Origin of the sequence: Pseudomonas fluvialis (assembly GCF_002835605.1) — a bacterium.
Classification (GTDB): Bacteria; Pseudomonadota; Gammaproteobacteria; order Pseudomonadales; family Pseudomonadaceae; genus Aquipseudomonas; species Aquipseudomonas fluvialis.
Window position 1 is genome coordinate 96577 of the sequence record NZ_PIYS01000018.1, and the last position, 21819, is coordinate 118395.

At 65.5% G+C, this 21819-nt stretch carries 32 protein-coding genes; 29 read left to right on the forward strand and 3 right to left on the reverse strand.

Annotated features, from left to right (window positions below; translation table 11 throughout):
• Positions 1-58: 58 nt before the first annotated feature.
• The 13 genes from CW360_RS10135 to CW360_RS10195 all read left to right on the forward strand — a co-directional run bounded on the left by CW360_RS10135 (position 59) and on the right by CW360_RS10195 (position 11539).
• A complete protein-coding gene (locus CW360_RS10135) occupies positions 59-595 on the forward strand; it encodes a phage baseplate assembly protein V (protein WP_101193616.1) in 537 nt (178 codons plus the stop codon).
• Complete coding sequence (locus CW360_RS10140) at positions 592-945, forward strand: GPW/gp25 family protein (protein ID WP_101193617.1); 354 nt, start codon at positions 592-594, stop codon at positions 943-945. Before CW360_RS10135 ends, CW360_RS10140 begins: the two co-directional genes overlap by 4 nt.
• Positions 942-1838, forward strand: a complete 897-nt coding sequence (locus CW360_RS10145; RefSeq protein ID WP_101193618.1) for a baseplate assembly protein — start codon at positions 942-944, stop codon at positions 1836-1838. The genes CW360_RS10140 and CW360_RS10145 overlap by 4 nt, the downstream gene beginning before the upstream one ends.
• Positions 1831-2379: a phage tail protein I gene (locus tag CW360_RS10150; protein ID WP_101193619.1), complete on the forward strand. Its 549-nt coding sequence runs from the start codon at positions 1831-1833 to the stop codon at positions 2377-2379. Before CW360_RS10145 ends, CW360_RS10150 begins: the two co-directional genes overlap by 8 nt.
• A complete protein-coding gene (locus tag CW360_RS10155) occupies positions 2379-4283 on the forward strand; it encodes a phage tail-collar fiber domain-containing protein (RefSeq protein WP_101193620.1) in 1905 nt (634 codons plus the stop codon). Before CW360_RS10150 ends, CW360_RS10155 begins: the two co-directional genes overlap by 1 nt.
• Positions 4284-4372: 89 nt before the next feature.
• Positions 4373-4810, forward strand: a complete 438-nt coding sequence (locus tag CW360_RS10160) for a phage tail protein (protein ID WP_157825291.1) — start codon at positions 4373-4375, stop codon at positions 4808-4810.
• A 140-nt stretch (positions 4811-4950) separates the two neighbouring features.
• A complete protein-coding gene (locus CW360_RS10165) occupies positions 4951-6138 on the forward strand; it encodes a phage tail sheath protein (protein WP_101193622.1) in 1188 nt (395 codons plus the stop codon).
• Between the two features lie 50 nt (positions 6139-6188).
• Positions 6189-6704 (forward strand): phage major tail tube protein, encoded by a 516-nt coding sequence (locus CW360_RS10170; RefSeq protein WP_101193623.1) that lies wholly within the window; start codon positions 6189-6191, stop codon positions 6702-6704.
• 84 nt (positions 6705-6788) lie between these two features.
• On the forward strand, positions 6789-7115 hold the full coding sequence (locus tag CW360_RS10175; RefSeq protein WP_101193624.1) for a phage tail assembly protein: 327 nt from the start codon (positions 6789-6791) through the stop codon (positions 7113-7115).
• Between the two features lie 8 nt (positions 7116-7123).
• Positions 7124-7246, forward strand: coding sequence for a GpE family phage tail protein (locus tag CW360_RS10180; RefSeq protein WP_101193625.1), 123 nt, complete (start codon positions 7124-7126; stop codon positions 7244-7246).
• Positions 7236-9821 carry a phage tail tape measure protein gene (locus tag CW360_RS10185; protein ID WP_101193626.1) on the forward strand — a complete coding sequence of 862 codons (2586 nt, stop codon included), beginning with the start codon at positions 7236-7238 and terminating at the stop codon, positions 9819-9821. The genes CW360_RS10180 and CW360_RS10185 overlap by 11 nt, the downstream gene beginning before the upstream one ends.
• A 21-nt stretch (positions 9822-9842) precedes the next feature.
• Entirely contained in the window at positions 9843-10283 is a 441-nt protein-coding gene (locus tag CW360_RS10190; RefSeq protein WP_101193627.1) for a phage tail protein, read from the forward strand.
• Complete coding sequence (locus CW360_RS10195; protein ID WP_101193628.1) at positions 10280-11539, forward strand: phage late control D family protein; 1260 nt, start codon at positions 10280-10282, stop codon at positions 11537-11539. Before CW360_RS10190 ends, CW360_RS10195 begins: the two co-directional genes overlap by 4 nt.
• A 28-nt stretch (positions 11540-11567) precedes the next feature.
• Here CW360_RS10195 and CW360_RS10200 read toward each other — a convergent pair whose 3' ends face one another.
• The 3 genes from CW360_RS10200 to CW360_RS10210 all read right to left on the reverse strand — a co-directional run bounded on the left by CW360_RS10200 (position 11568) and on the right by CW360_RS10210 (position 12941).
• On the reverse strand, positions 11568-11753 hold the full coding sequence (locus CW360_RS10200) for a hypothetical protein (RefSeq protein WP_101193629.1): 186 nt from the start codon (positions 11751-11753) through the stop codon (positions 11568-11570).
• Positions 11754-11850: 97 nt separating this feature from the next.
• Entirely contained in the window at positions 11851-12513 is a 663-nt protein-coding gene (locus CW360_RS10205) for a thermonuclease family protein (RefSeq protein WP_101193630.1), read from the reverse strand.
• A 71-nt stretch (positions 12514-12584) separates the two neighbouring features.
• Positions 12585-12941: a helix-turn-helix domain-containing protein gene (locus CW360_RS10210; protein WP_170307385.1), complete on the reverse strand. Its 357-nt coding sequence runs from the start codon at positions 12939-12941 to the stop codon at positions 12585-12587.
• Positions 12942-13021: 80 nt separating this feature from the next.
• Between CW360_RS10210 and CW360_RS10215 the strand changes: the two genes are divergently transcribed.
• The 16 genes from CW360_RS10215 to CW360_RS10285 all read left to right on the forward strand — a co-directional run bounded on the left by CW360_RS10215 (position 13022) and on the right by CW360_RS10285 (position 21797).
• Positions 13022-13222, forward strand: a complete 201-nt coding sequence (locus CW360_RS10215; RefSeq protein WP_101193632.1) for a DNA-binding protein — start codon at positions 13022-13024, stop codon at positions 13220-13222.
• A gap of 29 nt (positions 13223-13251) precedes the next feature.
• Entirely contained in the window at positions 13252-13719 is a 468-nt protein-coding gene (locus tag CW360_RS10220) for a YmfL family putative regulatory protein (RefSeq protein WP_101193633.1), read from the forward strand.
• The gene (locus tag CW360_RS10225) at positions 13716-14027 is read left to right on the forward strand and encodes an Ogr/Delta-like zinc finger protein (RefSeq protein WP_101193634.1); all 312 of its coding nucleotides are present in this window, start codon (positions 13716-13718) and stop codon (positions 14025-14027) included. Before CW360_RS10220 ends, CW360_RS10225 begins: the two co-directional genes overlap by 4 nt.
• A complete protein-coding gene (locus CW360_RS10230; RefSeq protein ID WP_101193635.1) occupies positions 14024-14389 on the forward strand; it encodes a hypothetical protein in 366 nt (121 codons plus the stop codon). Before CW360_RS10225 ends, CW360_RS10230 begins: the two co-directional genes overlap by 4 nt.
• A 73-nt stretch (positions 14390-14462) precedes the next feature.
• Entirely contained in the window at positions 14463-14696 is a 234-nt protein-coding gene (locus tag CW360_RS10235; protein ID WP_101193787.1) for a hypothetical protein, read from the forward strand.
• A 19-nt stretch (positions 14697-14715) separates the two neighbouring features.
• Positions 14716-17424: a toprim domain-containing protein gene (locus CW360_RS10240; protein ID WP_101193788.1), complete on the forward strand. Its 2709-nt coding sequence runs from the start codon at positions 14716-14718 to the stop codon at positions 17422-17424.
• A 52-nt stretch (positions 17425-17476) separates the two neighbouring features.
• Positions 17477-17620 (forward strand): hypothetical protein, encoded by a 144-nt coding sequence (locus tag CW360_RS16815; protein ID WP_157825293.1) that lies wholly within the window; start codon positions 17477-17479, stop codon positions 17618-17620.
• 50 nt (positions 17621-17670) lie between these two features.
• Positions 17671-18015 (forward strand): DUF7673 family protein, encoded by a 345-nt coding sequence (locus CW360_RS10245; protein WP_245874696.1) that lies wholly within the window; start codon positions 17671-17673, stop codon positions 18013-18015.
• Between the two features lie 69 nt (positions 18016-18084).
• Positions 18085-18768 carry a DNA translocase FtsK gene (locus tag CW360_RS17200; protein ID WP_281255620.1) on the forward strand — a complete coding sequence of 228 codons (684 nt, stop codon included), beginning with the start codon at positions 18085-18087 and terminating at the stop codon, positions 18766-18768.
• Positions 18761-18958, forward strand: coding sequence for a hypothetical protein (locus tag CW360_RS10255; protein ID WP_101193636.1), 198 nt, complete (start codon positions 18761-18763; stop codon positions 18956-18958). Before CW360_RS17200 ends, CW360_RS10255 begins: the two co-directional genes overlap by 8 nt.
• Complete coding sequence (locus CW360_RS10260; RefSeq protein ID WP_101193637.1) at positions 18948-19274, forward strand: hypothetical protein; 327 nt, start codon at positions 18948-18950, stop codon at positions 19272-19274. The genes CW360_RS10255 and CW360_RS10260 overlap by 11 nt, the downstream gene beginning before the upstream one ends.
• Complete coding sequence (locus CW360_RS10265; RefSeq protein ID WP_101193638.1) at positions 19267-19899, forward strand: hypothetical protein; 633 nt, start codon at positions 19267-19269, stop codon at positions 19897-19899. The genes CW360_RS10260 and CW360_RS10265 overlap by 8 nt, the downstream gene beginning before the upstream one ends.
• The gene (locus tag CW360_RS10270) at positions 19896-20177 is read left to right on the forward strand and encodes a hypothetical protein (RefSeq protein ID WP_101193639.1); all 282 of its coding nucleotides are present in this window, start codon (positions 19896-19898) and stop codon (positions 20175-20177) included. The genes CW360_RS10265 and CW360_RS10270 overlap by 4 nt, the downstream gene beginning before the upstream one ends.
• A complete protein-coding gene (locus CW360_RS10275) occupies positions 20170-20376 on the forward strand; it encodes a DUF7696 family protein (RefSeq protein WP_101193640.1) in 207 nt (68 codons plus the stop codon). The genes CW360_RS10270 and CW360_RS10275 overlap by 8 nt, the downstream gene beginning before the upstream one ends.
• Positions 20377-20445: 69 nt before the next feature.
• Entirely contained in the window at positions 20446-20658 is a 213-nt protein-coding gene (locus tag CW360_RS10280) for a DUF4224 domain-containing protein (RefSeq protein WP_044727301.1), read from the forward strand.
• Positions 20655-21797, forward strand: coding sequence for a site-specific integrase (locus CW360_RS10285; RefSeq protein WP_101193641.1), 1143 nt, complete (start codon positions 20655-20657; stop codon positions 21795-21797). The genes CW360_RS10280 and CW360_RS10285 overlap by 4 nt, the downstream gene beginning before the upstream one ends.
• The last annotated feature ends 22 nt before the right edge of the window (positions 21798-21819 follow it).

Below are 21819 nucleotides of genomic sequence, written 5' to 3' on the forward strand. Positions count from 1 at the left end.
CCACCGGCACAACACCGCGCCAGTGCGCCCCGCGCGCGCGAGCGGCAGCATCAGCGGCATGAACATCGCCGACCTAGCCCGACTCATTGAAAACATCGTCCGCCTCGGCACCATCGCCGAGGTGCAGATGCAGCCGCCGCGCGTCAAGGTCAAAAGCGGCACACTCACCACCACCTGGCTGCCCTGGCTGGCCCTGCGCGCCGGCGCAGACCGCGAGTGGGACCCGCCCACCATCGGCGAGCAGGTGGTACTGCTCAGCCCATCCGGGCACCTCGCCCAGGGCCTCGTGCTGACGGGGTTGTTCTCTGACCTGATCCCCGCCAACGGCGAGCGCGCAGGCCTGCACCGCCGCACCTACCGCGACGGCGCCGTGATCGAGTACGACAGCATCGCCCACCGCTTGCTGGCCATCCTGCCAGCCGGAGGCACCGCAGAGCTGCAGGCACCGGGCGGCATCTCCATCCTCGGCGACGTGGATATCACCGGCCTGGTGACCGTGAGCAACGACGTCATCGCTGCAGGCATCAGCCTGGTCAACCACCGCACCAAGGGCGTGATGCCGGGCAGCGGTATTTCCCAGGAGCCGACACCATGATCGGCATGAGCAACCAAACCGGCCGCGCCCTCGCTGGCAATGCCCACATTGCCCAGTCGATTGCCGACATCCTCACCACGCCTATCGGCTCGCGTGTCATGCGCCGCGACTACGGCAGCCAGCTGCCCGAACTCATCGACTGGCCCACCAACGACGCCACGCGCCTGCAGGCCTATGCCGCCACCGCCATGGCCCTGCTGCGCTGGGAGCCACGCATCCGCCTAAGCCGCGTGCAGTTGTTCCTTGGCGAGCAGCCTGGACAAGTCGTGTTGGATATAGACGGCACCAGGGCTGACATCAACGAACCGCTCAGCCTGCGCATCCCGCTGCGCCTTGGAGCTATCGCATGAGCCAGTTCACCGCCATCAACCTCTCCCAGGTCGCGGCGCCGAACGTGATCGAGCCGCTCGACTTTGAGCAGATCCTTGCCGCCATGTTGGCCGACCTCATCGAACGCGCCCCGGAGCTGGACGCCCAGGTCGAGTCGGAACCCTTCATGAAGCTGCTGCAGGTTTGCGCCTACCGCGAACTGCAGCTGCGCGCCCGCATCAACGACGCCGCCCGCGCTGTCATGCTGCCCTACTCAGCCGGCACCGATCTGGACAACCTCGGCACCTTGTTCGGCGTAGAACGACTGCTGCTAAGCCCCGCAGACCTAACCGCCGTGCCGCCCATCGCGGCCGTTTACGAGAGCGACAACGACTTCCGATACCGCATCCAGCTTTCACTGGAAGGGCTGTCCACTGCAGGGCCAGAGGGCGCCTACATCTTCCACGCACTCAGTGCAGACGGGCAGGTGCTCGACGCAAGCGCCATCAGCCCAACCCCCGGCCAAGTACTGATCACCGTACTGTCACGCCAGGGCAGCGGCATCCCCGCCGCGCCTCTGCTCGCAACCGTACTGGCCAGGCTGAGCGACGAAAGCGTCCGCCCACTGACCGACTACGTCCAGGTTCAAGCCGCCACTGTCGTGCAGTATCAGGTCGACGCCACGCTCTACTTCTATGCCGGCCCAGACCGTGAAGTCATCATGGCCAACGCGCGGGCAGCGCTCGAGGCCTACACCGCCGGCCAGCACCGCCTCGGTCTGGATGTCACCCTCTCCGGCATCTACGCCGCGCTGCACCAGCCGGGCGTGCAGCGCGTTGATCTGGCCAATCCCGCCGCCAACCTGGTGGTAGATCGCCAGAGCGCCACCTACTGCACCGCCATCAACCTGACCGATGGTGGCCTCGATGAGTGACCAACCGAGCCTGCTGCCGCCCAACGCCTCAGCGCTTGAGCGCAAGCTGGAGCAAGCCACCCTGCGCCTCGGCACGCTGCCCGTGCCCCTGCGCGAACTCTGGAACCCCGAAACCTGCCCCGCGCACCTGCTGCCCTGGCTGGCCTGGACGCTCTCGCTCGACAGCTGGCAGCCGTACTGGCCCGAGGCGGTCAAGCGCGCACGTATCCGCGCAGCGGTAGAAATCCAGCGCCGCAAAGGCACCGCCAAAAGCGTGCGCGACGTCGTCGCCGCGTTCGGCAGTGCCCTCGCCCTGCGCGAGTGGTGGCAAAAAAGCCCCATGGGCACCCCGCACACCTTCGACGTGGTGCTCACCCTCGGCCAGGGCGTACCCAACACCGCCGCCTACCAGCAGGACGTCATCAAGGAAATCGAGCGCACCAAGCCCGTGCGCAGCCACTTCACCTTCACGCTCGGCCTGGCGGCTACCGGTGGCCTTGGCCTGGCCGGCGCCACACGCCCCGTCATCTACCGCCGCATTCAATGCACCGAGGCACCCTAATGGCCCTACTCATCACCATCACCAACGCCGGCCGGGCTGAAATCATCAACGCCCAGAACACCGGCACCGAAAAAGTCACCATCACCGCTGTCGCGCTCGGTACCGGGCAATACACGCCCAGCAAAACCCAAACGGCGCTGCAGGCCGAGGTCAAGCGTGTTTCATCCATCGGCGGCCAGGTGGTGGCCGCTGACACCATCCACGTCATGGCTAAGGATGAAAGCAGCGCCGCCTACAACGTCGGCGAGTTCGGCTTGATCAGCGACAAAGGCACCCTCATCGCCATCTACTCCCAGCTGCCAGCGGCGGGCTGGATCATCCAGAAAGCCGCCCCGTCCACCCTGCTGCTGGCCACCGACATCATTCTTGAGAGCCTCGACACCTCGGTCATCGAGTTCGGCGACATTACGTTCACCAACCCGCCAGCAACTGAAACGACCCCAGGGGTTACCACCCTGATCAACAATCTGGAGTCCAGCAGTTCATCGGCGGCGCTGTCGGCCGCGATGGGCAAGCGCCTGCAGGATGAAAAGCAAGCGAAAGACGCCACTCTCACAGCGCTGGCCGAACTCGTCACCGCTGCAAATCAGATCATCTACAGCACCGGTGCAGACCAGTTCGCCCTGGCTACACTCAGCGCCTTTGCTCGCACCCTGCTCGACGATACCGATGATGCGGAAGCCCTGCTCACGCTTGGTGCTGCACCGTTAGACAGCCCGACATTCACCGGCATGCCAAAAGCGCCCACAGCTCCTGCTGGCACAAGCAACACCCAGTTGGCCACCACCGAATTTGTCGCGGCCGTACAAGCGTTGCTTAACGAGGCAATTTCCCTGCGTGCTCCGCTGGATAGCCCAGCACTTACTGGCAACGCGACTGCACCAACTCAGCCGCTCACAGTGAGCAACAACCTGCTGGCGACCACGGCATACGTACAGGCGGCCGTGGCCGCGCTGGTAAATTCATCCCCCGCTGCTCTTGATACCCTCAACGAGTTGGCTGCTGCCCTGGGCAACGACCCGAACTTCGCTACCACAGTTACGACCGCACTGGCTAGTAAACAGCCCCTTAATATCAATCTGAATGCGCTGTCCTCTCTCGAGGGTGCGCCCAACACCCTGCCCTATTTCACTGGCGCCGGTGCACTGAGCCTGACGACTATCACTGCAGAGGGCCGCGACCTGCTGGCTTGTGATGCCGTCTCGGCCATGGGCGAGTTTCTGGGCCTGGTTAAGCAGTCTAATGCCTTCGATTACACCCTTGGGCGGTTAATGCTCAATGGCGCGCACGGATTAGGTCGGCGCGGTGAGTTAATAGAAAACATTGCCGAATCAATAAACGAATGGTCTACAAACTTTAAAGTTTACAATAGCAGCACTGTGGGAGCGCCCGACTCGCACTCTGGAACAATTATAAATATCGGATTCCCGAGCGGTACCTATGGAACTCAGATTATCCTATCCCTAAGCGGCGAAATGTTCTTTCGCGCCGGCAACTATGTCGACGCCCAAATGCGCAAACTCTACCATGACGGAAATATTTCAACTGCTACCGTGGCAAAAGCGGACAGGCTTTCAACCGCTAGGAAGATTAACGGCGTTGATTTCGACGGGTCAAAAGACATTCAAATAGCTGCAAATGACCCGCGCGCTCTTGGCATTGGGCAGACATGGAAGGATGTTACTGCCAGTCGGTTGACTAACACCACGTACACGAACACAACAGGCAAGCCGATAATGATTCATTTCATCGGTAACGCTGGCGCGGCTGGTGGGCTATTCGTCGATGGCGTCCGACTTAAATTTGACACACTGGATACCGAGTCAATAACCGCGATAATCCCAATTGATGCGCAATATTCAATTGTCTCTACAATTACTGAACAATGGCTGGAGCTTAGCTAATGTTATTATTTAAGAATGCGAAAGGTTCAGTATTTGCTTTTGAAACAGAAGAAGACCGCGCTAAATTCGGCGCCGATGACCTGTCTGCTATGGATGAGTCAGAGGTTAATGAGCACGTTCGTGCGCAGCGCGCCGTAACCGCGATAGAACTCTGCCAACGCATCGACACCGCCGCCGACCTCGCCCGCCGTGCCGTCGCCGGCGACCCCCTACGCGCCGTCGAGTACGACCGCGCTCGCCTGCAGGCCGAGCAATTCGCCGCTGCTGGCTATGAAGGCGACGCGCCGCCCATGGTCGCCGCCTGGGCCATCAACGGGCGCACGCCGCAGCAGGCGGCCGACAGCATCCTCGCCGAGGCAGCGGCCTACACCAACGCCCTGGAGCTGCTGCGCACCACACGCCTGGCCGCCAAAGAGCAAATCCGCACCCTCATGGCCGCCGGCGAAGTCGAGCAAGCCCAACAGCTCACTGCCCAAACCATCGCCGCCATCGAGGCCGCCGTCGCCGGCATCGGCAACAACGCTTGAGCACAACCAGGCCCGTCTGGGCCTGGTTCCCCAGGTTGTGACCCCTCAGCGCCACAACCCCCGGCGCTCGCGCCCCTTGCGCGCGCGCGTCACCCTCAAGGCTCACTGAACTGGCATCACGCCCACCAGGAGCTGCCCCAATGTCCGACTACCATCACGGCGTCCGCGTCCTCGAACTCAACGAGGGCACCCGCCCCATTCGCACCGTCGCCACTGCCGTGGTGGGCATGGTCTGCACCGCGCAGGATGCCGACGCCACGGTCTTTCCCCTCAACAAGCCCGTCCTGCTCACCGACGTGCTCACTGCCTCTGGTAAGGCCGGCGAGCAGGGCACCCTGGCCAAGAGCCTGGACGCCATCGCCGACCAGGCCAGCCCCGTCACTGTCGTGGTGCGTGTGGCCGATGGCGAAGGCGTCGACGATGCCGCGAAAGAAGCTGACCAGGTCAGCAAGATCATCGGCGGCGTCACCCCTGCAGGCCAGTACACCGGCCTCAAGGCCCTGCTGGCCGCAGAAGCCCAGCTCGGCGTGCGCCCACGCATCCTGGGCGTGCCCGGCCTGGACAACCTGGCTGTCACCACCGAACTAGTCGCTATCGCCGAGAAGCTGCGCGGCTTCGCCTATGCCAGCTGCTGGGACTGCGAGACCGTCTCCGAGGCCCTGGCCTACCGCGCCGGCTTCGGCGCCCGCGAGCTGATGCTCATCTGGCCGGACTTCGTCTCCTGGGACACCGTTGCCAACGCCAACGCACCGGCCAACGCCGTGGCCCGCGCCCTGGGCCTGCGCGCCAAGCTCGACGAGCAAGTGGGCTGGCACAAGACCCTCTCCAACGTGCCGGTCAACGGCGTGTCGGGCCTGTCCAAGGACATCTACTTCGACCTGCAGAACCCCGCCACCGACGCCGGCCTGCTCAACGCCGACGAGGTCACCACGCTGATCCGCCGCGATGGCTTCCGCTTCTGGGGCTCGCGCACCTGCTCGGCTGACCCTCTGTTCGCCTTCGAGAACTACACCCGCTCGGCGCAGGTGCTGGCGGACACCATGGCCGAGGCGCACTTCTGGGCGGTGGACAAGCCCATGCACCCGAGCCTGGTGCGCGACATCGTCGAAGGCATCAATGCCAAGTTCCGCGAGCTGGTGCGCAACGGCTACCTGCTGGGGGGCGAGTGCTGGTACGACGAGGCCGCCAACGACAAGGACACCCTCAAGGCCGGCAAGCTGTACCTGGACTACGACTACACCCCGGTCCCGCCGCTGGAAAACCTGCTGCTGCGCCAGCGCATCACCGACCGCTTCCTGGTCGACTTCGCCGCCGCCGTCAACGCCTGACCATCCCATTCATCCGCGCGGCTCCGGCCGCGCCGTAGGAGCGCCCGACCATGGCCCTGCCCAAGAAGCTCAAGCACCTCAACCTGTTCAACGACGGCAACAGCTACCTCGGCGTTGCCAAGTCCCTCACCCTGCCGACACTCAGCCGCAAGCTGGAGTCCTATCGCGGCGGCGGCATGGACGGCCCGGTCAAGGTCGACATGGGCCACAGCGACGACGGCCTGCAGCTGGAGTGGACGCTCGGCGGCTGGGATCTGCTCGCCGTGCGCCAGTTCGGTGCCACCACCGCCGACGCTGTGCAGCTGCGCTTCGCAGGCTCCGTGCAGCGTGACGACACCGGCGAAGTCAGCGCCGTGGAGATCGTCGCTCGCGGCCGCCATGAGGAGATCGACTTCGGCGACGCCGAGCCTGGTGAAGACACCGAGCACAAGATCACCACCACCCTGACCTACTACAAGCTCACCGTCGACGGCGAAGTCCTGGTCGAGATCGACCTGCTCAACTTCGTCTACATCGTCAACGGCAAAGACCTCTTGGCCGCGCACCGCAAGGCGCTGGGCATCTAACCGATGCGCGGCCAGCGGCCACCGTTCCGCAATCCGCCGCCGGCCACTGGGCTGGCGGTTAATCACCCCCCAAGGAGCAACCCCATGGCAACCCCCGAGCCCACCGACAAGGCCCAGAACCCCGCCGAAGTAGTCATCGAACTGGACACCCCCATCAAGCGCGGTGAGACAACCCACGACAAGCTCACCCTGCGCAAGCCCATGAGCGGCGAGCTGCGCGGCGTGACCCTGGTCGACCTGGTGCAGATGGACGTGCTGGCCCTGCGCAAGGTGCTGCCGCGCATCAGCACGCCCAGCCTCACCGACGCCGAGATCGGCACCATGGATCCGGCCGACCTGCTGGCCTGCGGGGTCGCGGTGTCCGGTTTTTTGCTGCAGAAGTCGGCGAAGGAAGCTGCCCTCGTTGCGTAGAAGACGCCATGGCCGACCTGGCCATGGTCTTTCACTGGGCGCCGGCGGACATGGCCCCGCTGGCCCTTTCTGATCTGATCGAATGGCGGGAGCGGGCCAGAACACGCTGGGAGCAACGCTATGGCCAATGACTTGAAGATGGAGGTCATCCTCCAGGCCATCGACCGCGCCACCCGGCCCATCCGCGCCATCACCCAGGGGAGCGTCGGCCTCGGCCGCGCCCTCAAGGAATCCCGCGACCAGCTCAAGACGCTGCAGTCACAGCAGCGCGACGTTAGCAGCTGGCGCACGCTGCGCGCTGCCAGCGAGCAGACCGAAACCGCCCTGCAGGGCGCCCGCGATCGGGTGAAGGCCCTCGGCAGAGACCTGGCCGCCACTGGCGTGCCCACCCGGCAGATGACGCGCGATCTCAAGGGCGCCATCCGCGAGGCCACCGCCCTCAAGAAGCAGCACCAGGAGCAGCAGGTACAGCTCCAGGGCCTGCGCAACAAGCTCAGCGCTGCCGGCATCAGCACGCGCAACCTCAGCCAGCACGAGCGCGACCTGCGCCAGCGCATCGAGCAGACCAACCAGACCATCACCGAGCAGGGCCGGCGCATGCAGCGCTTGGCAACGCAGACCAAACAGCTTGCCCGCGCGCGTGATCAGTACGACAAGAGCCAGCAGCTCGCCGGCAGCATGGCGGGCGTCGGCGCGGGCTCGGCCGCTGCCGGGGCCGCCATGGGCATGCCGGTACTGAGCACCGTCCAGAGCTACATGAGCTTCGAGGACGCCATGGCCGGCGTCGCCAAGCAGGTGGCGGGCGCCCGCGACGACAACGGGCAGCTCACCAGCACCTACTACGAGATGGCCGACGCCATCAAAGCCATGGGCGAGCGCATCCCCATGGCCACCACCGAGATCGCCGCGCTGGTAGAAGGCGCGGCGCGCATGGGCGTGACCGGCAAGGACAACCTGCTGGCGTTTGCCGAGGTAGCGGCCAACGCCGCCACCGCCTTCGAGCTGCCGGCAGACCAGATCGGCGAGAACCTCGCGCGCATCGCCGACCTATACAAGATCCCGATCCAGAACGTCAGCCAGCTGGGCGACGCCATCAACTACCTGGACGACAACGCCAAGTCGAAGGGCGCGGACATCATCGAGGTGCTGCAGCGCACTGCGGGCGTCACCGCTTCGGTTGGCATGAGCTACAAGGAAGCAGCGGCCCTGGGCTCCACATTCCTCACCTTGGGCGCCACCGCCGAGGTTGCCGGCACCGCCACCAACGCGATGATCCGCGAGCTGGCCATTGCATCCCAGCAGCCCAAACGCTTCCAGGCCGGGCTCAAGGCGCTGGGGCTTGAGGCTGAGGCCCTGCAGAGCGGCATGGCCGAGAACGCCACAGGCACCCTGCAGCAGGTGCTGGACGCCATCAACAAGCTGCCCAAGGCTGAGCAGCTCGGCGTCACCACGCAGCTCTTCGGCAAGGAGTTCGGCGACGACGCGGCAAAACTGGCGCAGAACGTCGGCGAGTACCGCCGCCAGCTCGAATTGGCCAACTCAGCCGACGGCGACGGCTCCATGCAGCGCGAAGCCGACATTCGCGCCGAGCTGATGTCCGCGCGCCTGCAGATGGCCAAGAACAACGCCTTCAACCTCTCGGCCACCCTGGGCGAGACGCTGCGGCCTACCCTGGTGGAGCTGATCGAGAGCTTCAACAGCGTGGTCAGCCGGGTGAACGACTGGGTCAAGGCCAACCCGGAGCTGGCCGGGCAGATCCTCAAGACGGTGGCCGGCGTTGCCGCGCTGGCGGCCGGCTTCGGCGCCGTCACCCTGGGCATGGCCAGCTTCCTCGGCCCGTTCGCTATGGCGCGCTATGCGCTGACTGTGTTCGGCATCAAGGGCGCGGGTTTGGCTAGCGTGCTGCTAAACCTCGGCAAGGTCGCATTGCCAGTCGTGTGGAAAGGCATTCTGCTGATCGGCCGGGCGCTGATGATGAACCCCATCGGCCTGGCCGTGACCGCCATCGCCGGCGCGGCCTACCTGATCTACAAAAACTGGGACCGGGTCGGCCCTTACTTCCTCGGCCTGTGGGCCGAGATCAAGGCCGGCTTCAACGGCGGCCTGGGCGGCATCGCCACGCTGATCCTCAACTTCTCCCCGCTCGGCCTGTTCTACCGCGCCTTCGCCGGGCTGATGGGCTACTTCGGCGTCGAGCTGCCGGCCAAGTTCACCGACTTCGGCGGCATGATCCTCGACGGCCTGGTCAACGGCATCAAGAACAAGCTGGGCGCCGTGAAAACCGCCATCAGCGGCGTCGGCGACAGCACCGTCGGCTGGTTCAAGGAAAAGCTGGGCATCCACTCGCCGTCGCGCGTGTTCGCCGAGCTGGGCGGCTTCACCATGCAGGGCCTTGAGCAGGGGCTGACAGGTGGCCAGGGCGGCCCGCTCGGTGCGGTCACAGCCATGGCCAAGCAACTGGCGGCCGCTGGCGCCGTGAGCTTCGGTCTGAGCGGCCCGGCCATCGCCATGGACAACCGCCCGCCGCTATCCGCCGCGGCAAGCAGCGCGCCCATGGTCGTCCAGGGCGACACCTACCAGATCACCATCCAGGCGGCGCCCGGTACCGATACCGCAGGCCTGCGCCAAATGCTCAACCAGCTGCTCGACGAGCGCGAGCGTGGCAAGGCCGCCCGCGTGCGTTCGGCGCTTGGCGACCAGGACTGATTTACCAGGAGAAGCAGCCCCATGATGATGGCCCTCGGCATGTTCGTATTCAGCCTGGAGACCCTGGCCTACCAGGAGTTCCAGCGCCAGACCGACTGGCGGCACGGCTCCACCAGCCGCATTGGCACCAACCCGGCGCGCCAGTACCTGGGGCGCGGCGACGACAGCATCACCCTGCCCGGCGTACTGCTGCCCGGGCTGGCCGGCAGCCCGCTGAGCCTCGACACCCTGCGCATGATGGCCGACACCGGCAAGGCCTGGCCGCTGGTGCAGGGAGACGGGCGGATCTTCGGCCTGTGGGTGATCGAGTCGCTCAGCGAGACGCGCACCCTGTTCTTCCGTGACGGCGCGGCCCGGCGCATCGAGTTCAACCTCAAGCTGACGCGCATCGATGATGGCCGCGTGGATCTGCTCGGGAGCGTCACCGGCAGCATCGGCGGCATCCTGCGGGGGCTGCTGTGAGTCTGCTGCAGCAAGCCAGCGGCCTGCTCAGCGACGCCGCCCGCCGCTACCGCGAAGCCACCAGCTACCCCAAGCCGATCTGCCGTGTGGTGGTCAACGGCCGCGACATCACCCTCGACATCGAGGAGCGCCTGGTCAGCATCGAGCTGACCGACAACCGCGGCATGGAGGCCGACCAGCTCGACATCACCCTCAGCGACCACGACGGCCTGCTGGCCATCCCGCCCCGGGGCGCCACCGTGCGCCTGTGGCTGGGCTGGAGCGACACCGGCCTGGTGGACAAGGGCAGCTACACCGTGGACGAAACCGAGCACAGCGGCGCGCCGGACGTACTCAACATCCGCGCCCGCAGCGCGGACTTGCGCGGCGGCCTCAAGGTCAAACGCGAACGCAGCTGGGACGGCGCCACACTGGGCGCGGTGATCGCCTCGATCGCAGCAGCTCACGGCCTCGCGCCGGTGATCAGCCCATTGCTGGCGGCCATTCAGCTGCTGCACCTGGACCAGGCCAACGAGAGCGACGCCAACCTGCTCAAGCGCCTGGGCCAGGAGCACGACGCCATCAGCACCGTGAAGGCCGGGCGGCTGCTGTTCATGCCGGCCGGCAAAAGCGCCACCGCCAGCGGCCTGAGCCTGCCCCACGTCACCCTCACCAGGGCAGACGGCGACCAGCACCGCTTCCTGCAGGCTGACCGCGACAGCTACACCGGCGTCAAGGCCTACTACTACGAGGTCAACAGCGCCGAGAAGAAGGAGGCCATCGCCGGCGGCGGCGACAACCTCAAGGAGCTGCGCCACAGCTACACCGACCAGGCCAGCGCCCTGAGCGCGGCCCGCGCCGAGTGGCGGCGCTTAAAACGCGGTACCGCCACGCTCAGCTACATGCTGGCCAAGGGCCGCCCGGAGCTGACCCCCGACCAGACCTACAGCCTGCTCGGCATCAAGGCCGAGATCGCGGCCATCGTCTGGCTGGGCGGCAACCTGCGCCACAGCTTCACGCCGGAGAGCTACACCACCAGCCTGGAGCTGGAGTCCAAGCTGCCCGACGGCGACGACGTGGATCTGCTGGCCGACAACGACGGCGACTACACCGGCGTCGCCGCCTGGTACCGCGACGAGAAGACGGGCGAGCAGAAGCAGCTCACCGCGGGCGACCAGACCAAGCCCAAGCGCCTGACGCACCTCTACGCCAGCAAGGCCAACGCGCAGCGGGCTGTCGATCTGGAGTGGAAGCGGCTGCAGCAATCGCAGACGTGAAAAAGGCGCCCAAGGGCGCCTTTCTGGTTCAAGCGGATGACATGCGCGAGGCCATCGCCTCGATCGCCCGACGCATAAACATCTGCTCGGCCTCGCCAAGCTGGCGATAGAACCTAAGAATCAGCCGCTCCTCTGGTGTCACGTACTCCATCAGGGGCTGAGCAACCCTATCCACTGGTTGACCACCTACAGCCTCACGCACTTCGGTACTCATCTGCATACTCCGTTTTGGCAGTGAGCTACCCAAGATAACGGCGAAGATTTCTGATTCCAGTCAAAGTGCCCTTGTGAATCCCAAGGTTACCCGCCAGTTACTCGCAGAGGGTCTCACAAGGGACTCCATCGTTATCCCTGTCCAGACGTCCGTTCCCGCAGGTTTCGAGGTGGTAACGGGCCTCTGCACAGCTGCTCATCTGCCCACAGTTCTTCCGCACTGAGCAGCTGAACCCGCTCGCATCGGAATTATCAGCCACAAGCACGGGACGAGGATTCGACGTTGCGAGCTGGCCGCCACGGCGCCACTCCCACGGGGGCATGCGCTCAGCTTCCGGCAGCGCCCACAGGCCTCGCTTGGCCGCTTTGGCCTCAGCCTCTGCCTGCAGCAATGACTGGTCGCGGTTGTACTGGCGATACACCCAGGCGGCGCCGGACTCGACCAGCTTGCGATTCACATCGACGCCATCGACATGCACCCGGGCAACGGTACGGCCGTAACGATCACGGTCCTGAACGTCCAGAACAGCCTGCTTCTGAAAGGTCAAATCAGCCAGGGCCTGACGTGACTTCTGACCGTAGGGCTGGGCTTTTTCCGGAGTGTCGATCGAGGACAGACGCACCTTGATCTGCTGCTTTTCCGCCGTCAGTAGGGTGAGCGTGTCACCGTCGCTCACACCGACCACGCGGCCGGTAATCTCGGCGGCGTGTGCGGCCGTCATGATGAGCAGGGTGGTGCAAGCCAGCAGTAATCTCTTCATGGTTCCCTCCTGGGGCCTTCCGGTGGGCGCAGGCACCACGCCCACGCTGTTACAGCTAACTCACGGATGAATTAGCGGTTGTCCGTTTTTTTTACTTCGTAGCGACCAGCCATCTCGGCCAGGGCGGTGACCATCTTGGTCGCGCCAGCGCGGTCGCCGTCAGGCAACTGGCGATAGCGCTTGAGCAACTCGGCCTCCTCGGCGCTGATGCTGTCGGCGGCAAATGGCTTGCGCTCTCCGGTGATGACGTAAAGAACGTCCACGCCTCTTCCTGCCAGTGCAGCCAGATAGCCCGCATCTGGGTAGCGCTCGCCCTTTTCGTAGTTGCCCTGGGCGTTGGCTTTCACACCGCCAATCTCGCCAAAAGCTCCCTGTGAGAGTCCGAGACGATCCCTCTCCTCGCGCAGGCGATCACCAATTCCACTCATTTGGATATAAAACCCCATTGACGCCACTCGAATGAGTGGTAATCTGTGCCGGACTGAACGCTTTTGAATGGTTTTGAATGATGCACGCCACCCGCACACCAGCACAAGCAAAGGCATGGCTCGAATCGCAAGGCATTTCCGTCAAGGATTTCGCCGTAGAGCACAGCCTTGATCTGCACACCACTTACCAAGTTCTCGCCGGTACCAAGAAAGGCAAGCGGGGCGAAGCCCACCGCGCCGCCGTCCTGCTCGGCATCAAGGAAGGCACGGTCGCACAGTAGTGCGCCGGCTCAAGGGGGAAAACGAGAATATGAAACGCCCAATCCTCGACAGCCGCCGCAAGGTCGCGCAGGCCATCGTCGGAGCCTTCCCGGGGGGCCGCGAGTGCGCCGCCACCTTCCTGGGGCTGGACCTCAAGCGGTTCGACAACCAGCTCTACGAGAGCACCGGCCACCGCCCGCTCAGCGATGAACAGCTGCAGCAGCTGGAGCAGGTCAGCGGCACCCACTACCTGCCGGACTACATCGCCGGCCTGTACAACGGCCTGTTCACCGCGCTGCCGGATGCCTCCGAGCTGGACAACGTGGAGCTCTACCACCTGGCCCTGGCGGCTGACGTGAAGGAAGGCCAGCTCAACCAGACCATCGCTGACGCGATCGGCGACGGCATCGACAACCAGGAGCTGGCCAAGATCCTCCAGGTGCATCGCCAGCACCTGGCCGCGCTGCACACCGAGGTGCTCGCCGTCATCGCCCTGCACAGGAAGGCCAAGCCATGAAGCGCAGCGAAACCGTCAAGCATGCACCGTTCCTCTGCCCCTGCTGCCGCAGTGCGCTGTTCATCCGCACCAGCCGCGAGGAGACGCCCTGCTTCCGCAGCATTTGGTACCAGTGCAGCAACCTGGTGTGCGGTGCCACCTTCAACGGAAACCAGACCATCAGCCAGCAGATCAGCCCCAGCGGCCTTGATCGCCCACTGATGCAACTGCCCATGGCACCGGCCATGGAACGTGCCAAGGCCCTGCAGGCCTTGCGCCCGAAAACCGACCAGCTCGATCTGCTCGACACCATGGAGACTTCCGTATGAACACCGCCAAACCGCAGCACCAGGACTATCGAGCAGCCATGCAGGCCGCGGCGTTCGCTTACCTGGAGCGCCACCAGGCCGAGCACCTGGCCGACGAGCAGAGCCTGTTTTCCCGCGCCGTGCAGCACCTGCATCTGGCGCTGGATGTACCCAAATCGCTGGCCGAGAACCTGGTGGCCAAGGCCTACGGCGAGCTGCGCTCAGCTGACTGCCGCATGCATCTCGACATCAGCACCAGTACCGGCCACACGGCCGTCATCACCGACCCGGCCAGCGGCCTGACCTTCGCCGTGCCGGTGGCGCTGATTGTCCGCCACCTGATCGCCAACCCCGCCCGGCGCACCCTGCGCCAGGTCGGTTAATCCCTAGCCCCTAGAGCCCAGGCCCGCTGCGGTGGGTTTGGGCAAGTTGCACCCGAAATTCGAGGTCGCCGCCATGCCAGAAGCCGTCGCCATCCAGTTGGACATGCCCAAGCACGTAGCCGAGGCCTTGCTCAGCAGCCTGCGCTGCGAGCTGCGCCGTGGCCTGACCGAGCACTGGTACGACGACCGCTACCGGGCCGTGCCGGAGTTCCAGCGCCGCCGCCGCATCCTCGACGACTACCCGGCCCTCGCCGGCCACAAACGCACCATCGGCGCGCTGCAAGCCGCCCTCGGCGCCAACGAGTAAGGCCAGCCACACCATGCAGATGAAAGAATCACTACGGGCCGAGGTGCTCCGGCGCATTGAGCGAGACTTCGAGCTCAAGCACATGACCGGCACCAACTACATGCGCAAGGGCAAGTGCCCGGCGCACAGCTGCGGCAAGAAGACCCTCTACACCTTCCACGACTCGCCGTGGATGCTGATCTGCGGGCGCCCGGAGAAGTGCGGCCACCGTGTCCACGTCAAGGAGCTGTACGACGACCTGTTCAACGACTGGAGCAAGACCGCTCCGGCCACGGCTGAAAACCCCACCGCAACGGCCCGCGCCTACCTGGAGTTTGCCCGGGGCTTCCGCCTTGACCTGATCGAGGGCTGGTTCACCCAGGAGAACTACTGGAGCCGCGACATCAACGCCGGCAGCGCGACCGTGCGCTTCCCGCTGGAGAAGGGCGGCTACTGGGAGCGCCTGATCGACCGCCCCGAGCGCTTCGGCAAGCAGAAGGCCCGCTTCAAGCCGGGCGAGAGCTACAAGGGCGTCTGGTGGTGCCCGCCGAGCGTGGATCTACTGGAGGTCGACGAGCTGTGGGTCGTGGAGGGCATCTTCGACGCGATCGCCCTGCTGCACCACGACACCGCCGCCGTGTCGATGATGTCCAGCGCGCCCTTCCCGGCTGAGTCCCTGCAGGCGCTGATCAAGCTGCGCACCGAGGCTGGCAAGCGCCTGCCGCGCCTGGTCTGGGCGCTGGATAACGAGCCGGTAGCCCTGGCCAATATGCGCCGCTGGGCGAAGGAGGCGCGCGAGCTGGGCTTTACCTGCAAGGCCGCAGTCATCCCGCAGCGCGGTGGCAAGAAGACCGACTGGAATGACCTGCACCAGCGCTGGGCCTTCATCGAGGGCACCGACGATCGCGCCAAGCGCATCGAGCAAGACCTCAAGGAGGCCCGCCACGAGGGCGACCTGCTGCTGGCCGAAAGCGCCGAGGAGAAAGGCCTGCTCATGTACGACTGGGCGCCCAAGGCCGAGTTTTCCTTCTCGTTCAAGAGCCGCCTGTACTGGTTCAAGTTCGACCTGGAGAAGTACGACCGCACCATGCGCGACCTGGAAGAGTCGGAGCGCATCGAGGACAAGCAGCTCAACGATAAGCAGCGGCGCGAGAAGGCCCTGCGCCAGAGCGGCTCGGTGGTGCGCATCGCCAACTGCTACTTCCAGGCGCTGTACTTCATGCGCAACGAGCTGACCGACGAGGCCTGGTACTACTTCCGCGTCGAGCGCCCGGACGGCCCGGCCATCAAGAGCACATTCAGCGCCGCGCAGCTGTCCTCGGCGCCGGAGTTCAAGAAGCGGCTGCTCAACGTGGCCAACGGCGCCATGTACACCGGCAGCCCGCTGCAACTGGAGCGCATGCTCGAGCCGCAGCTCGATCGGCTGAAAACCGTCAACACCATCGACTGGATCGGCTACAGCCGCGAGCACGGCGCCTACGTCTTCAACGACCTGGCCATCGCCGGCGGCAAGGTCTACAAGCTCAACGAGGAGGACTTCTTCGACGTCGGCGCGCTGAGCATCAAGTCGCAGAGCCAGTCGCCGGTGCTGCAGATCAACACCGACCTCAGCGGCTACGACGAGAGCTGGTTCGACGTGTTCTGGCGCTGCTTCGGCGCCCGCGGCGTGGTGGTGCTGGCCTGGTGGCTGGGCGCCCTGACCGTTGAGCAGATCCGCCAGGTGCAGAAGTCCTTCCCCTTCCTGGAACTGGTCGGCGAGCCCGGTGCAGGCAAGTCCACCATCGTGGAGCTGTTCTGGAAGCTGGTCGGCCGGATGGAGTACGAGGGCTTCGACCCGTCCAAGGCCACCCCGGCCAGCCGGGCGCGTAACTTCGCCCAGGTGGGCAACCTGCCGGTGGTGCTGATCGAGTCCGAGCGCGAGCAGCAGGACGGCGCGCCGGTGAAGCACTACGACTGGGACGAACTCAAGACCGCCTACAACGGCCGCAGCGTTCGCTCCACCGGCGTGAAGAACAACGGCAACGACACCCGCGAGCCGCCGTTCCGCGGCGCCCTGCTGATCGCCCAGAACAACCCGGTCAAGGCGTCCGAGCCGATCCTGCAGCGGATCTGCCACGTCCACCTCACCAGCGAGAACCACACGCCGCAGACCAAGCAGCTGGCCGAGCAGCTGGAGCGCTGGCCGATCGAGAGCGTGAGCGGCTTCCTGGTCAAGGCCCTGCAGCGCGAGCAGGAGATTGTGCAGACCGTCACCGAGCGCACCTCCGGCTACGAGCAGGAGCTGCTGGCCCGCCCGGGCATCCGCACGGTGCGGATCGCCAAGAACCACGCGCAGCTGCTCAGCCTGGTGGACGCGCTGGCCCTGGTGGTACCGCTCGGCGAGGAGCGCGTTGCCCTGGTGCAGCAGGAAGTCGCCCGCATGGCCGAGGAACGCCAGCAGGCCATCAACGCCGACCACCCGACCGTGCGTGAGTTCTGGGACCTGTTCGAGTTCCTCAACGGCATGGACGACGACGGCGCGCTCAACCACTCGCGCAAGCAGGGCTACATCGCCGTCAACCTCAACGAGTTCGTCGAGATGGCGGCCAACAAGCGGCAGCAGGTGCCCCCGCTGGGCGAGCTCAAGCGCCTGCTCAAGACCAGCAAGTCGCCGAAGTTCGTGGAATCCAACAAGGCCATCAATTCCGCGCGGCAGACCGATGCGTTCAACCGCGCCAAGACCGTCCGCTGCTGGCTGTTCCAGCAGTGACGAATCGCCAGGGCGCGGCAACGCCCGGGCATCAACCCCAAGGAGAAGCACCATGCAAACCAACCACGACGACGACTTCTACAGCTCGAGCCGGCGCGAAAACCTGATCACGCTGGTCATCAGCGGCCTGACCCTGGCGGTGCTGATCGGCGCCGGCTACCTCGCCCCTTCACTGCTGGCCATCGCGGCCCGCTAACCCCAGCGCCCAGGCGCGGCAACGCCTGGGCCATTCCAAGGAGAAGCACCATGCAAACAGCACACGATCGCTTCCGGGAGGAAATGAACCGCATTGCAGCGGAAGAAGCCGAGCGCCCGCGCATCCGCGCCGCTGGCATCGAGGCGCTGCACCGGCTGCTGCCGGTAGCCCAACGCTGTACCGGGCAAAGCCGCATCGTCGGGCGCTTCCTGCTGAGCCTCTACAACGGCAGCGCCTTTCCCTTCTCGCTCACCGATCTGCGCGGCCTGGACAGCAGCCTGTGGGACGACTGCCTAGCCGTGCTGCACCTCGATCGGCGGCCGGAGCAGGAGGTGCATGAGTACATCGAGAACGGCGACCAGATCTGGTCGTACCTGAAACGCGCCTGGGCCTGAGCCCAGAAACAAGAAGGCCCCGGAGGGCGGCAACCCTCCGAGGCCAGACCAACCCCAAGGAGAAGCACCATGCAAGCACAAACCCCCGAAGTCAGCGCCGAGAAGGCTACCACGCCAGCCTCCGACCTGCGCCTCGTGTCAGTCGAACAGCTCCAGAAGATCCACCGCGAGCTGGACGCCTGTCAGAAGGTCATCTGGCTGGCCGGATGCGGTCAGCGCGGCTATGGGTTCGACCCGGCCTATGTCAGCGGGGCCCAGGAACAGCTCAAGGTGATAGAGGCGCTACTGGCGAATCAGCCTGCAGCCCCTAAATCAGACTGGATATCGGTCACCGAGCGCACCCCGCAGTGCCACCACGAATGCACAAGCACCCACCAGATGGTATCGGACACCGTCTTGGTTACTGATTCATCCAACCCGCAGAGCCTGGGGCTGGCTCACCTACAAGCCGACGGCGAGTGGAACATCTACGACGGCGAATACGACTTTATGAACCCCGAGTCGGTGACGCATTGGATGCCCAGGCCTGCCGACCCTGCCAAGCAAGACCCAGTCGACCCGCTCTACCGCGAAGCCGTGGCGGCGGTTGTACAGACCCAACGCGCCAGTGTGGCCTTCCTGCAACGCTTCCTGGGCATCGGCTACAACCGCGCCGCCCGCATCATTGAGGCAATGGAGCGCGACCGCATCGTCAGCGGCATGAACCGCGACGGCGCCCGCGCAGTGCTGATGCTGGAGGTGCCCCATGCGTGAGCGCCCAACCATGGCCAGCCACCGCCTCGACCTCCCCAGCATCTGCGACATCTGCGGCAAGGCCCGCAGCACGCGCAAGCACGCCAAGTGCAGCCGCATCCGCCAGCAGCGCAAACAGGCCGAGTGGGCCGCCTACATGGCCAACATCGCCGCCAAGAAAGCCCAGGGAGGCCGCCGTCATGCCCGTTGAAACCATCACCATCAGCGTCCGCCAGAGCACCGGCACCTACATCGCCAGAGCGCGCGGCCATAAACCCACCGCCAGTTGCACCAGCGGCCCAACCCAGGCGGCCGAGTCACTGGCCAAAAAGCTCGGTTTGGCGCCCGGCCTGCTCCAGGAACAGCCCCGCGACGGCCTCGGCTACGGCTGCTCGCGTTTCACCCACTCTGGCGAGCTGGCCACCAACACCAGCGACAAGGCCCATTGCCCCAACTGCGGCATCTGCCATACCCGCGAGGAAAGCTGCATCGAGGCGCGGCAGCGCGTGGAGGTGGCCAATGTCTGACCTTTTCTACCTGCAGGACAGCCGCAGCAACACCGGCAGCCGCGCCATGTTCTGGCGCGAGAACGGCGGCTACACCTCGAACCTCGACGAGGCCGAGCAGTTCACCCGCGAGCGCGCCGTCAAACAGTACGAAAGCCGCGACAGCGACCTCCCTTGGCCGGTGGAGTACGTCCGCGCCCGGGCAGAGGTCGGCGTCGACTGCCAGTACCTCACCCGGTCGGAAGCCCAGGCCTACCGCAATGAGGACGGTCGCGTCTATGTGGCCTACGCCCGCGAGTGGGATGGCAACGACCTGGTCTGGCGCGGCGGCAGCCGCCCGACCTCCAACCTGCAAGACGCCATCCACCCACACGCCGACGATGCCGCCGGCTACCTGGGCCAAGGCTTCGAGCTGTGGCCGTGCGGCTACATCGCCGAGCGCTCGCGCCCGGTAGTCCGCGCCATGCGGCTCGATCACAAGGAGGCGCTGCGCTCTGTCGGCATCAAGCTGCCCAAGCTCAAACCACAGAAACATCGACGGCAGGTCTATCGCTGCGGCTTCGGCATGGGCGGCTGTGGACGATTCCTGCGCGCAGTCGACGTTTACACAAGCTGCCCGCACTGCGGAGCGAGTAACGCACCATGACCACGAGCCAGAACCAAAAAAGCGAATGCCGTTTCTGCGCAGGCTCCGGCTGTACCACCTGCCGTCACAGCGGGCGCGAGGGCCTCACCTACCAGGTGGGCGCCCTGCTCGACTTTCGCGGTACCGACATCGAGGTCGCCGGCTTGCCGGCGGCCCACCTCGAAGCCGATCGGCTGATGGGCCTCGACTGGGAGCGCCCGGTCGGGATCTGGACCGGGCAGCAGCATGGCTCCGAGCTGCTCGAAATCTGGTACCAGGGAGGGCAGTTCCGTGGCTGACCAGGACGTCCGCCAGCAGATGCTGGAATGCGAGGCGCGGTACTGGCTCCGGCGTGGGAACACCACGCCGGAGAAGGTCGAGAACTTGAAGGAGGTGCTGGTCAAGAAGCGCGGCGAGGCGGCTGTCACCCGCCTAGTCGACGAGATGCGCCGGCAATGGGGCCGGCGCCGGGAATGGCTGGAGGTGGGCGATGCGTAGGCGAGAACACCGGCCCGCCGTTTCTCGGCGCGGGTGGCCTGCGCCCGGAGGTAGACTGGAGGCGCAGCCATGATCGGGTCACCTGCAGGTGTGCTGACCTTCGACGACCTCAAGCGCATCACCGGCTACGCCCGCCGGGCTGACGTGGAGCGTACCCTGCACGAGCAGGGCATCCGCCTGTTTCGTGGCCGCACCGGGCCATGGACCACCGTGGAGCTGATCAACCAGGCCGGCGGGCTGAAAGCCGGCAACCAGGAGCAGTACGGCGTCGAGATCCTATGAGGCGATCGAGGAAGCACAACCCCCACATCCCACCGCACATTGATCAGGCCGCTATCCCAGCGGCCGTTTTCTTTGATCACCGCGGCAAAGGCACCTGGTACACCCTGCACCGCGATGAAGCCGGCCGGCAGCGCCGGCAGAACATCGCCAACAGTTCGGCCACGCTCGCCGAGCTGCACAAGATCATGGAGGTGCGCAACGGCGTCGACCGCGAGAGCCTCAACTTCCTGTGCAAGGAGTACCACGACAGCGCCAAGTTCAAGCGCCTGGCCCCGAAGACCCAGGAGAGCTACAGCTGGTCACGCGACGTCCTGGTCAACATCCCAACCAAACTGGGCAAGCCCCTCGGCGAGCTGGCCGTGCGCAAGTTCACCCCCGCGCTGATCCAGCGGCTCATTGACCGGATCGCCGACGATGGAACGCCGTCGAAGGCCGCCCACGCGCTGCGGTACCTGCGCCTGGTGATGCAGTGGGGCCGCAACCGCGGCTACCTGGACGACAACCCGGCCATGGGCATCGAGGCGCCGGTGGAGCGCAAGCAGCGGCGCCTGCCGTCCCATGACGTGATGCAACGGCTGATCGACCGCGCCCGCGAGCTGGGCCAGCTGAAACGCGGGCAGAAGGATGCGGTGCCGCCGCACCTGAGCTACGTCATGGAGCTGGCCTATCTCTGCCGGCTGCGCGGCATCGAGGTCGTCACCCTGACCGACGCCAACGAGCTTGCCGACGGCGTGCTCACCAACCGGCGCAAGGGCAGCCGCGACAACGTGGTCACCTGGACACCGCGCCTGCGCGCTGCCTGGGATGCCGCCAAGGCTCGCCGCGCCCAGGTGTGGAAAGCCCGAGGCACCGCGGTGCCGGTCAACCCCGAGAAGCGCTTCATCATCACCGCCGACCACGGCGGGGCGCTGGGCAAGTCAGGCCTGGACACCGCCTGGAACCGCTTCATGCGTAACGCGATCGCGGCGGGCGTCATCACCGCCGAGCAGCGCTTCGGCCTGCACGACCTCAAGCGCCGCGGCATCACCGACACCCCCGGCACCAGGGCCGACAAGCAGGAAGCCAGCGGCCACCGCGACGAATCCATGCTCGACATCTACGACCTCAGCGTCCCGAAAGTCGCCCCCTCCGCACTCTGATCCCCCCAAAACCTGCGTAACA